Annotated in this window: 10 protein-coding genes; 4 read left to right on the top strand and 6 right to left on the bottom strand. The window is 61.4% G+C overall.

Going from position 1 to position 11,398, the window contains the following annotated elements:
• The first annotated feature begins 1 nt into the window (after position 1).
• Positions 2-1,120, top strand: coding sequence for a porin (locus tag VL598_RS12195; RefSeq protein WP_325326980.1), 1,119 nt, complete (start codon positions 2-4; stop codon positions 1,118-1,120).
• A gap of 217 nt (positions 1,121-1,337) precedes the next feature.
• Here the strand turns inward: VL598_RS12195 and VL598_RS12190 are convergent, their stop codons facing one another.
• Together VL598_RS12190 and VL598_RS12185 are read right to left on the bottom strand one after the other, a co-directional pair.
• Positions 1,338-1,676 (bottom strand): P-II family nitrogen regulator, encoded by a 339-nt coding sequence (locus VL598_RS12190; protein WP_325326979.1) that lies wholly within the window; start codon positions 1,674-1,676, stop codon positions 1,338-1,340.
• A 77-nt stretch (positions 1,677-1,753) separates the two neighbouring features.
• Positions 1,754-3,460: an NAD+ synthase gene (locus VL598_RS12185; protein WP_325326978.1), complete on the bottom strand. Its 1,707-nt coding sequence runs from the start codon at positions 3,458-3,460 to the stop codon at positions 1,754-1,756.
• A 177-nt stretch (positions 3,461-3,637) separates the two neighbouring features.
• Between VL598_RS12185 and VL598_RS12180 the strand changes: the two genes are divergently transcribed.
• The 3 genes from VL598_RS12180 to VL598_RS12170 all read left to right on the top strand — a co-directional run bounded on the left by VL598_RS12180 (position 3,638) and on the right by VL598_RS12170 (position 5,900).
• Complete coding sequence (locus VL598_RS12180) at positions 3,638-4,810, top strand: GNAT family N-acetyltransferase (protein WP_325326977.1); 1,173 nt, start codon at positions 3,638-3,640, stop codon at positions 4,808-4,810.
• A gap of 9 nt (positions 4,811-4,819) precedes the next feature.
• The gene (locus VL598_RS12175; RefSeq protein WP_414718710.1) at positions 4,820-5,125 is read left to right on the top strand and encodes a GIY-YIG nuclease family protein; all 306 of its coding nucleotides are present in this window, start codon (positions 4,820-4,822) and stop codon (positions 5,123-5,125) included.
• Between the two features lie 199 nt (positions 5,126-5,324).
• Positions 5,325-5,900 (top strand): helix-turn-helix domain-containing protein, encoded by a 576-nt coding sequence (locus VL598_RS12170; RefSeq protein WP_325326976.1) that lies wholly within the window; start codon positions 5,325-5,327, stop codon positions 5,898-5,900.
• A gap of 84 nt (positions 5,901-5,984) precedes the next feature.
• On the opposite strand, the gene VL598_RS12165 is transcribed toward VL598_RS12170, so the two are convergent.
• The 4 genes from VL598_RS12165 to VL598_RS12150 form a co-directional block, all read right to left on the bottom strand.
• Positions 5,985-7,511, bottom strand: coding sequence for a peptide MFS transporter (locus VL598_RS12165; RefSeq protein WP_325326975.1), 1,527 nt, complete (start codon positions 7,509-7,511; stop codon positions 5,985-5,987).
• A gap of 91 nt (positions 7,512-7,602) precedes the next feature.
• Positions 7,603-9,237: a dipeptide ABC transporter ATP-binding protein gene (locus tag VL598_RS12160; protein WP_325326974.1), complete on the bottom strand. Its 1,635-nt coding sequence runs from the start codon at positions 9,235-9,237 to the stop codon at positions 7,603-7,605.
• Positions 9,234-10,340: an ABC transporter permease gene (locus VL598_RS12155; protein WP_325326973.1), complete on the bottom strand. Its 1,107-nt coding sequence runs from the start codon at positions 10,338-10,340 to the stop codon at positions 9,234-9,236. Before VL598_RS12155 ends, VL598_RS12160 begins: the two co-directional genes overlap by 4 nt.
• Positions 10,294-11,337 carry a microcin C ABC transporter permease YejB gene (locus VL598_RS12150; RefSeq protein ID WP_325326981.1) on the bottom strand — a complete coding sequence of 348 codons (1,044 nt, stop codon included), beginning with the start codon at positions 11,335-11,337 and terminating at the stop codon, positions 10,294-10,296. Before VL598_RS12150 ends, VL598_RS12155 begins: the two co-directional genes overlap by 47 nt.
• Positions 11,338-11,398: the final 61 nt, after the last annotated feature.

The following is an 11,398-nucleotide window of genomic DNA, read 5'->3' as shown; positions in this document are numbered from 1 at the left end:
GATGAAGAAAGCAGGGCTCGCGGCGGCACTCATGTCTGCTGGCGTCATGGCGCATGCGCAAACGAGCGTGACGCTATACGGACGCATCGACGCCGGCATCGAATACATCAGCGGGCTGCCCAACAACAGCTACACGGGCTCCACGTCGCGTTGGCGCGCGCAGAGCGGTGACTGGGGTACGAGCCTCTGGGGATTGAAAGGCGCGGAAGACCTCGGCGGCGGCACCAAGGCGGTGTTCCAGCTTGAAGGCTCTTTCGATGCGATGAGCGGCGGTTCGGGTTCTGCCGGCTCCATCTGGAACCGATGGGCCACGGTCGGTTTGGCTAACCCTGAGTACGGTACCTTTCTTCTCGGCCGCGAGCTCTTCATTTCCAACGGCGTGTGGGACTTCGATCCGTTCGGCCAGTCGAATTGGTCGTCGGCTTCCCTTGTGCGCGGCCGCAACTGGCCGCAATCGAGCAACAACGTGTCGTACCAGTCACCGAGTTTCGCCGGCTTTGACGTCTACGGACAATTTGCGCTTTCGAATGCCACGAACTGGAACGGCAACGGCACAACGCCGCAAGGCCGCGAGGGCGGCCTTCAGATCACCTACACGTCCCCGGTTTTCCAGGTGCGTGGCATCTATGACGAAATCCGCAACAGCGCGGACGGCAACCTGAACGGCGCAGACGGCGCGTTCTCTTTCTCTCGCGAATATACGGCCGCTGTGAACGTCTTCCTCGGCCCATTCAAGGTGCAAGGCGCTTATCAGGCCATTCGCGCGTCGCGCTATGCAGCCGGCGCCGCGGCGCCCACCTCGCTTGATCACGAATGGGGCGGCATCACCTGGCAGGCAACGCCGAAAGCCGCCGTCATCGCCGCCGTCTACCACGTCAATGCCAACAACGGCTTTGGCAACGCGACGATTTACACCCTCGGTGGCTCGTACAATCTGTCCAAGCGCACGCTACTGGATTTCCAGATCGCGCAGGTCCGCAACAGCAAAACGGCCAACTTCGGCCTGGATGCCAATGCTTTCGGCCCCGGCGGCACGGTCAGCGGTTCCAGCTACAACGAGAACCCGCTACCCGGCCACCAACAGACGGGCTTTTACGCCGGCATTCAACACGTCTTCTGATCGACGCACACACAAATTCATACTTCGAAGTTGCCCGGTTTCACGCTGCTGCGAGAGGCGCGCATCGGTGCGGAGTCCGCATGGGCGTCGCACCGTTTTTTTTAAGCAACAGAAGCGCTCAAGGTCGAGCCTCAAGGAGCCCGAAAGCTCGGCCCGCAGGCAGGGAATCGGTAGCATGGCGGCAAAGGGCGAAGCGCCAGCCCCGCCGCCTTTACCTTCAGATGGCGGCTTCGTTTTCCTCGCCCGTGCGGATTCGGATCGTACGCTCGACATCGCTGACGAAGATCTTGCCGTCGCCAATTTTGCCCGTCCGGGCGGCCGCGATGATGGCGTCAATCACCTGCTCGCACTGTGCGCTGGGCACAACCACCTCGACCTTCACTTTCGGGAGAAAGTCGACGACGTATTCCGCACCACGGTAGAGCTCCGTATGCCCCTTTTGCCGGCCGAAACCCTTGACTTCCGTCACGGTCAGCCCGCTCATGCCGACTTCGGCCAGTGCCTCACGCACTTCGTCGAGCTTGAACGGTTTGATGATTGCGGTGATGCGCTTCATGGCTTCTCCCTCATTGCGCTAAAACGAACAGGTCGATTCTACGCTGCACCGCCCTCCCCCGTCCGGCGCCCGCCCTGTCACTGAATCGGCTCCGTAAAGCGCGACGTGATCGGATAACGCCAGTCGCGCCCGAACGCGCGGTGCGTGACGCGAATGCCGATCGGCGCCTGCCGTCGCTTATATTCGTTGAGCTTGAGAAGGCGGGTGACGCGCGCCACATCCTCTCGCGCGTAGCCGGCAGCGACAATCTCGGCCAGCGACTTGTCCTCCTCCATGTACATACGCATGATCGCGTCGAGCACGTCGTAAGGCGGCAAGCTGTCCTGATCAGTCTGGTTCTCGCGCAATTCCGCCGAAGGCGCGCGCGTCAGAATGCGCTCGGGAATGATGTCTTGCTTGGCAAACGAGGGCGCCGCGTTGCGATAGCTGCACAGCCGGTAGACGAGCGTCTTGGCGATGTCCTTGATGACCGCGAAGCCGCCCGCCATATCGCCATAAAGCGTGCAATAGCCAACGGCCATCTCGCTCTTGTTGCCCGTCGTCAGCACGAGCGAGCCGAATTTGTTCGAGAGGGCCATGAGCAGCGTGCCGCGAATGCGCGCCTGGATGTTCTCCTCGGTCGCGTCTTCCCGCAAGCCTTTGAATTCGCTCGCGAGCGCGCCGCGAAACGCCTCCATCATCGGCGCAATCTCGATCTGGTCGTAGCGTACGCCAACACGCCGCGCCATCTCCTCGGCATCGAGCATTGAAATATCGGCGGTGTAGCGTGAAGGCATCATCACGGCACGCACACGTTCGGGCCCCAGCGCGTCGCAGGCGATCGCAAGCACCAGCGCCGAATCGACGCCACCTGACAGGCCGATGATCGCGCCGGGAAACCCGTTCTTGCCGATGTAGTCGCGCACGCCGAGCACGAGCGCCGCGTAGACCTGCGCCTCGAGCGGCTCGGTGTCTGCGATCTGGCCTATTTGCGGGCGCGGTCCGTCGAACTCGACGATTGCGCAGCCTTCGACGAACTGTGGCATCCGGGCGACAAGCTCGCCGTTTTCGTCGAGCACGAACGACCCGCCATCGAACACCAGCTCGTCCTGCGCGCCCACGGCGTTCACGTAGGCCATCGGCAAGCCGGTTTCCGCGATGCGCGCACGCAGCATGTCGATGCGCGTCGCCTCCTTGTTGAGATGGTAGGGCGATGCGTTTGGAATCAGCAGCACCTGAGCGCCCGCCGCTTTCGCGAGCTGCGCCGCCGAGGCATGCCAGACATCTTCGCAAATGATGACGCCGTACTTGACTCCCTCGAGCGTGAAGACGAACGGCGTCGAATCCGCCGCGAAGTAACGCTTCTCGTCGAACACCTCGGTGTTGGGCAAATCGTGCTTGCGATAACTGCCGGCGATGCGCCCGTCGACGATCAGCGTGGCCGCGTTGTAGGTATCGACGGGGGGCAACGCACGCTCGATGGGCCGGTTTGCATTACCATGGGCGCTCGCCGCGTCCAACGCATCCACTGCTCCGCGCGCTGGATGACCGACGAGGACGGCGAGGCCTGGGAATGGCCTCAACTGCTCGGCCAACTCGGCGAGCGCGGCCGCGCTCGCCGCATAGAACGCGGGCCGTAGCAGCAGATCCTCAGGCGGATAGCCCGACAGCGCCAGTTCCGGCGTGACGACGAGTTTGGCGCCGTCGCGGTGGGCTGCGCGCGCGGCGTCGACGATTTTCGCGATATTGCCGGCGAAGTCGCCGACGGTGGTGTTGATTTGAGCGAGAGCGATTCGGATCTTCATGGCCAATCGAAACGGCGAGCGGCGGTGGGTGCCGGCAACGACTCGACAAAAAGCGGGTGAGCAGGTGACCGCAACAGCAGTACAACAGGCAATCAATCCGCGACGGCACCGCAATAAGAGCCCGGCGCGCGGCGGCGCCGGAAGAGGCGGCTGCCTTAAGCTGACACGGTCATACAGTTGAAACAGGAACGCATCGATTATCGCATGGGTGTTCTCGAGTCGCCGCTCGAGATCGAAGCGAGCCAATGGAATGCCCTCCTCGCCCTGCAACCCCAGCCGACGCCGTTCTTGCGTCATGAATTCTTGAGCGCTTTGGCGGCGACGCAGTGCGCAAGCGAGCGCTCAGGCTGGGCAACGCGCTTCGTCACGCTCGTCGACGCGCGTACGAACACGCTCGCAGCAGCCGCCCCCGTCTATTTGAAGAGCCACTCGTATGGCGAATATGTCTTCGACTGGGCGTGGGCCGATGCGTACCAGCGTAATGGCCTCGCCTATTACCCGAAGCTCGTCTGCGCGGTACCGTTCACGCCCGTGCAAGGCACACGCCTCATTGCCGTCGACGATGCCGCGCGCCGTCAGTTGGCCGCCTCGCTTGTGGCGCTCGCGGAGCAGGCGGACGTCTCCTCGCTGCACATCCTTTTTCCGACGCAAGCGGAATCCGAGACGCTCCTCGAGCTCGGCATGATGCGGCGCGAGGGCATTCAGTTTCACTGGGTCAACGAAGGCTACGGCAGCTTTGACGACTTTCTCTCGACGCTCGAGCAGAAAAAGCGCAAGAACATCCGGGCTGAACGACGCAAAGTGCGCGAGGCCGGCGTCACTTTCCGACGCGTGCGCGGTGGTGATGCGACGGACGCGGACTGGCGCTTTTTCACGCGCTGTTACCGCCAGACGTACCGCGAGCATTTTTCGTCGCCCTACCTCAACCTCGAATTCTTTCGCACGATCGCCGCCACGATGCCCGAGAATCTGCTGCTCGTCATCGCAGAGCGCGAGGGCCGGCCGATCGCGAGTGCGCTCGTCGTCTATCACCGCGATGTCAGCACCGGCGGAACGTTGTACGGGCGCTACTGGGGTGCAGTCGAACACGTGCCCTGTCTGCACTTCGAGACAGCCTACTATCAGCCGCTCGAGTTCTGCATCGAGGAAAAGCTCGCCCTCTTCGAAGGCGGCGCGCAAGGCGAGCACAAGATGGCGCGCGGCTTTTTGCCGACCGTCACGCATTCGGCCCACTGGCTTGCGCACCCGGCATTTGGGGATGCCGTCGCGCGCTTTCTTTCCAATGAGGCGAATCTCATCCATGCGCACGTCGATGAGCTGCGCGAGCATGACCCTTTCAAGAAACGCTGACGGGCCGCGATGTCCTGGTTCCTCTATTTGATCGAATGTGCGGACGCTAGCATCTATACGGGCATCGCGACGGACGTTCAAGCGCGTTTCGCGAAACATGCAAGCGGCATGGGCGCACGCTATACGCGCGCAAAGAAACCCGTTGCGTTGCTCGCGACATTCGAACTCGCCAACCGCTCAAGTGCGTCGCGCGCCGAATACTGGGTAAAGCGGCTCACACCCACGCAAAAACGCGCGCTCGCAGCGGGCGAGCGCACTCTCGAATCCGTGTTGCCGGTAGATACGGCGAATCAAGAATCAGTCGACGCTGATTGACAACCTAAGTGCCGACAGCGGATTGATGTCGGATGATCCGAAATTTCTGATTGGCAAAGGATTCATCGCCGGAGATGATACGGCCCTCCGCCATCGATTCGACGCTGCTATTGCAATTGATGCAATCGAATTATGGAATTTTTGCGTTGAAGGTCTTAACTCTGTCAAAATGACCGAGTCGCCAACCATATAGTCCACGATGGATTCGACCGCCGAAAGCGCCCGCCAAGCTCCTAATCTGGGACACAAGATTCGCGCACTGCGGCAGCGGCTGCAGCGAACGCTCGATGAGACGGCCACCGCCGCAGGCATCTCCAAACCCTTTCTTTCTCAGGTGGAGCGTGGGCTTGCCTCGCCTTCGTTGACGTCGTTGGCGGGAATCGCCGGCGCGCTGGGCGTGCCGCTGCATTACTTCGTCGATACGCCGAGTGAAGACAAAACGGTACATCGAGCCGAGCACTTGCGCTTCTTCAGCTTTTCCGGCTCCCCCAATTTGTTCGCACGCCTAACCAGTTCGTCGGTCGGCAGTCAGATCGATAGCCTGCTGGTACGGCTTCCGGTAGGCGACGCGTCGGACACCGAAGTGACGACGCATGCCGGCGAGGAGTTCGTCTACTTGATTTCGGGCGAGCTTTCGCTGACGGTTGAAGGCAAGACGTTCAAGCTGCACGCGGGCGACAGCGCGCATTACGAATCGACCGTACCGCACAGCTGGGCCAATACGGGCGATGTTGAAACGACCCTGGTCTGGGTCGGCACGCCACGGCTTTTTTGACGGCGCGCGGCGCGGCGCTAATCAGCACGCGTGCCGCGCGCGAGACGCGAGTCCGTCGCGCGCAGCACGGTCAACTATCACTTATCACTTGCCCGCCACTGCAAGCGAGGCATCCGAAGTGTTTGCGGCATCGCGCTGGCGATTGAGATCCGACAGCCGTCGCATGAGCGGCAGCAGCACGATCGATAGCACCGTGCCCGCTGTCGCGAGCCAGCCTAGTTGCGAGAAGAACTTCGTATAGACGTGCAGCGATGCCTCGACGTCAAGGCTCCCCGACGGCAACTGCGAGAAGTTGGCCACAACGCTGCCGAGATAGCTCGACACGCCTACGGTGACGAAATACGCCCCCATCATGAAGCCGCTCATGCGAACCGGCGTATAGCGCGCAATCGCTGCCTGCCCCAAGCCGCTCACGAGCAGTTCGCCCAGCGAGTAGAGACCGTAGCCCCACACCATCATCCACGACGACACGCGGCCGTCGACTGCATCGCGGCCGCCGAGCGCGTAGATGAAGTAGCCGGCCGCGACGGCGGCAAAGCCGATCGCGAACTTGGCAGGCACGCTGAGGTCGCCACGACCGCGCGCAAGGTGCGTATAAAGCGCCGCGAGCACGGGGCTCAACAGCATGATCCAGATCGGGTTAAGCGCCTGAAACTGTGCCGGGCTCCAGGTAAAGAGCTTGATGCCGAAGAGCGTAAAGGAGGGATCGACATTGCGCAGTGCAAAGAGCGTCAGCGATGTCGACATCTGCTGATAGAAGACGAAGAACAGGATCGACTGCAACAGCATGATCAAGGCGGCGATGAGGCCGGCACGCTCGCCACGATTGCACTTCGTAAGCAGGTAGAAAAACACAGCGAGAACGATGACTGCCGCCACAAAGACACAAGCCACCGCAAGCGAGCGGTGACCAATCATGAACGCAGCAGCCGCCCACAGCACAACGCCCCCCACCGCAATCACCGCCACGCGCCGCCAGGCGATCGGCTTTTGATCGGGCACTGAACCCACATGCGCGAGCGAGCGATACCGCATCAAGAAATTGAGGACCCCAAGCACCATGCCGGCACAGCAAACGGCGAACGCCGCGTGCCAGCCCCAGCGATCCTTGATCCAGGGCGTCGCCAACATTGAAATGGTCGAGCCGATGTTGACCGACATGTAGTAGATCGTGAACGCGCTGTCGATGCGCGCTTCGTCGCCTTCGTAGATGCTACGTACAAGGTTCGCCGAATTCGGCTTGAAGAGCGTACCGCCCACCACGATCACGGCGAGCGACGCATACATGAACGACAGGCTATCGATGGGCAGCGCGAGCATCAGATAGCCCACGATGTAGATGCAGGCGCCCACCAGCATCGCGCGACGCGTGCCGATCACTTTGTCGCCGAGCCACCCACCGATCACCGGTGCCGTATAGTTGATCGCACCGAACGCACCCCAGACGAGATAGGCCTGCGCATCGCTGAACCCCGCCTTTTGGATCATGAACAGCACAAGCAGCGCCGCCATGCCGTAAAAGCCGAAGCGCTCCCACATCTCCACGAGAAAAACCGTGGTGAATGCCTGTTTTTGCGACGCACGCGCCGCGTGCGATACGGATGATTCCATTGAATGCCCCGTTGTTATTGGTGGTGTCGCCGACAATCTTCCAGCAAGCGTGCAGGCTCTGTCGACTAGCTGGTCTGCTATGCGAGCGCCATCACACTAACTGGCGCTGCGCATCGGGTTCTACATCGAGTGACGCGGCAAGCAGCGACTGCGTGTAGGGATGCGAGGGCGTACTCAGCACATCGAGCGCCTCGCCAGCCTCGACGATGCGCCCCGCTTTCATGACGACGACGCGATGCGCCATCGCGCGAATCACGGCAAGATCATGCGTGATCAGCAAGTAACTCAAGCCGTACTTTTCCTGCAGGTTTGCGAGCAACGCCAGCACCTGCTTTTGAACGGATACGTCGAGCGCGCTGGTCGGCTCGTCGAGCACGAGCAGTTCGGGTTCTACTGCAAGCGCACGTGCAATTGCGATGCGCTGACGCTGGCCGCCGGAAAACTCATGCGGATAACGCGTAATCGCATCGGCGGGCAAACCGACCTCTTCCAACAGTTCAGCCACCCGTGCCCGATGCGTCGCGGCATCCTTCGCGCGACCATGGACATGCAACCCCTCGCCCACGATCTGCTCGATCGTCATGCGCGGCGACAGCGAGCCGAACGGATCTTGGAACACCACCTGCATCCGCGAGCACAGGCCTCGCCACTCTTGCGGCGAAGCGCGAAACTTCGCGAGCGGCCGGCCGCCGATGCGGATCTCCCCAAGCGCCGCGCGCTGCAAGCCGAGCACCGTCGACGCCAGCGTCGACTTGCCCGAGCCCGATTCGCCGACGATGCCCAAGGTCTCCCCGCGCTTCAAGTGCAAGTCGATACCTTCGAGGGCACGGAACTTCGCACTCCCAAATAACCCCTGCAGGCCCTTGGCGCGCGTGCGGTAGTCGACGGCAAGCCCCTCGATATCGAGCACGCGCGGCGCGTTCGCCGGCACGGGCACCACTGTGCGGCGCGGTTCGCTGTCGATAAGCCGCTTTGTGTACGGATGTTGTGGGTTGCTGAAGAGCGCTTCGGTCGTATTCGTTTCGACGAGTATGCCCTTTTCCATCACAGCGACGCGTTGAGCAAAGCGCTTGACGAGATTGAGGTCATGCGTGATCAACAGCACCGCCATGCCGCGCTCGGCTGCCGCCTCTTCCTGCAAGTCGATGAGCAGATCGACGATCTGCTGACGCACCGTCACGTCGAGCGCCGTCGTTGGCTCATCTGCGAGCAAGAGACGCGGCCTGCACGCGAGCGCCATCGCAATCATCGCGCGTTGACGCTGGCCGCCCGAGAGTTGGTGCGGGAAGCTGTCAATGCGCCGCTCAGGTTCAGGAATGCCGGTGCGTCGCAACAGCTCAATGCCGCGCTGACGTGCCGCATTGGGGCGCAGGCCCTCATGCAGGCGCAGGCTTTCGGCGATCTGCTTCCCCACGGTGTAGAGCGGGTTGAGCGCCGTCATCGGCTCCTGAAACACCATGGCGATTTCAGCACCACGGATGCCGCGCATTTGCTGCTCGGTCTTTTGCAGGAGATCCTCGCCGCCGAACAGCATGCGGCCGCTCGTTGTCGATTGCCGGACGAGCTGCAAAATCGACAGCGCTGTCACGCTTTTTCCCGAACCCGATTCGCCGACGAGTGCGACGCGCTCGCCGCGCCCGATCGACAGGTTCAAGTTATGCACGCAGGCTTTTGCACCGAAGCTCAGGCAAAAGTTCTCGATCGATAGCAATGGCGTCGCGTTCATTGATCGCCGCCTCCGAAAGCCGAACCGTGCCCGCGCGTATCGAGCGCGTTGCGCAGTGCGTCGCCCATGAACGTCAGCAACAGCAGCGTCACAACGAGCGCCGAAAATGCCGATGCGGAAATCCACCACGCATCGAGGTAGTTCTTCCCTTCCTGCAGCAGCTCGCCCAAGCTCGGCAGCGGCGGCGGCACACCGAGTCCCAGAAAATCGAGGCTCGCGAGCGACAGAATTGCGGCGCTCATGCGAAACGGCAGAAACGTAATGACAGGGGTCAAGCTGTTCGGCAGGACATGACGCCAGATGATTTGCCAATTAGACAGACCCATCGTGCGCGCCGCCTTCACGTAGTCAAGCGACCGGTTGCGCAAGAACTCAGCGCGCACGTAGTCGGACAGCACAAGCCAGCCGAACATCGACAACAAGACGAAAAGCAGCCACAGCGTCGGCTCGAAAATCGATGCGAAGATGATCAGCAAATAAAGATCCGGCATCGAGCCCCAGATCTCGATGAGCCGCTGCCCGACGAGATCGATGCGCCCGCCATAAAAACCCTGAACGGCACCCGTCAGCACGCCGAAGACGACGCCCGATAGGGTCAGCGCGAACGCCATCAGCACGGAGACGCGAAAGCCGTAAAGCAATCGCGCGAGCACATCGCGTCCGAACTGATCGGTGCCGAGCCAATCCTCGCGCGAAGGCGGTGCCGGAAACGGCTTCGACGCGAAATAGTCGATCGTGTCGTAGTAGTGCGAATTAGGCGGATAGATCGCGAAGTTGCCGTTCGACGTGATGCGCGACCGAATGTACGGATCCAGATAGTTCGCCTTCGCGGGAAAATCCCCGCCGAACTGCGTCTCAGGATACGTCTTGAAGATCGGAAAATAGTAGTGCCCGTCGTAACGGATCAGCCACGGCTTGTCGTTCGCGAGCAATTCGCCGGCGAGACTCACCACGAAGAGCACGACGAAAATCACGAGGCTCCAATAGCCGAGACGCTGGCGCTTGAAGCGCAGCCACGTGCGCCGCCATGGTGACGGCGAGGCCACGGCCGTGGCTTCAGCGATCGACGCTGTCGAATTGTATGCGTGGGTCGACGAGGACATAACAAACGTCGGCGATCAGTTTCGTGACGAGGCCGATTAACGTGAAAAGAAATAGCGAACCGAGTACGACGGGATAGTCGCGGCGGATAGCCGAGTCGTAAGAAAGCTGTCCCATGCCGTTCAACGAGAACAGTGTCTCGATCAGCAGGTTACCGTTCAGGAACGCAGCAACGAACGCGGCCGGCAAACCTGTCAAGAGCGGGATGGCAGCGTTGCGCAGCACGTGCTTCCAGAGCACGTCGCGCTCGGTCGCGCCTTTCGCGCGCGCCGTCAGCACATATTGACGTCCGATCTCTTCAAGGAACGTGTTCTTCGTGAGGATCGTGACGATAGCGAAGTTGCCGACGACAGACGCCGTCACCGGCAACACCATGTGCCACACGTAATCGAGGAGCTTGCCGATGGTCGACAGATCGTCGAAGTTATCCGACGTCAAACCGCGCATCGGGAAGAGCTCCCAGAACGTGCCACCGCCGAACAGCATCAGCAGCAACACGCCCAGCACGAAGCCCGGTATCGCGTAGCCGATCAGCACGAGCACGCTGGTCACCGTATCGAAGCGTGATCCGTTGCGCACCGCCTTTGCGATGCCGAGCGGCACGGCTACAAGATAGGTGAGCGCGATCGTCCAGAAACCGAGTGAGATCGAGACTGGTAGGCGGTCGCGAATCACACGCCATACGCTTTCATGCTGAAAATACGACTGCCCGAGATCGAACGTCGCATAGTTTTTCAGCATCAGGAAGTAGCGTTCGAGCGGTGGTTTGTCGAAGCCGAACTGCTTCTTGATCTGCTCGATTTGCTGCGGATCGACGCCCTGGCTGCCGTGATAGCCGCCCCCGGCGCCCACTTCTCCGTGCGCGCCGTGGCGCATCTGCATGACCATTTGCTCGACCGGTCCGCCGGGCACGAACTGTGTGACGACGAACGTAACCGTGACGACACCAATGAGCGTCGGCACCATCAACAGCAGGCGTCTGACAATATAAGCGAACATCGTGCTTCTCAGTGCGTGGCGGTGGTGGAAATCGCACCCTGCGGCTTGCGATACCAGTAAT

The organism is Trinickia sp. (assembly GCF_035492435.1).
GTDB lineage: Bacteria > Pseudomonadota > Gammaproteobacteria > Burkholderiales > Burkholderiaceae > Trinickia.
Note: the sequence above shows the minus strand (reverse complement) of the source record. Positions and strands in the feature narration are given on the sequence as shown.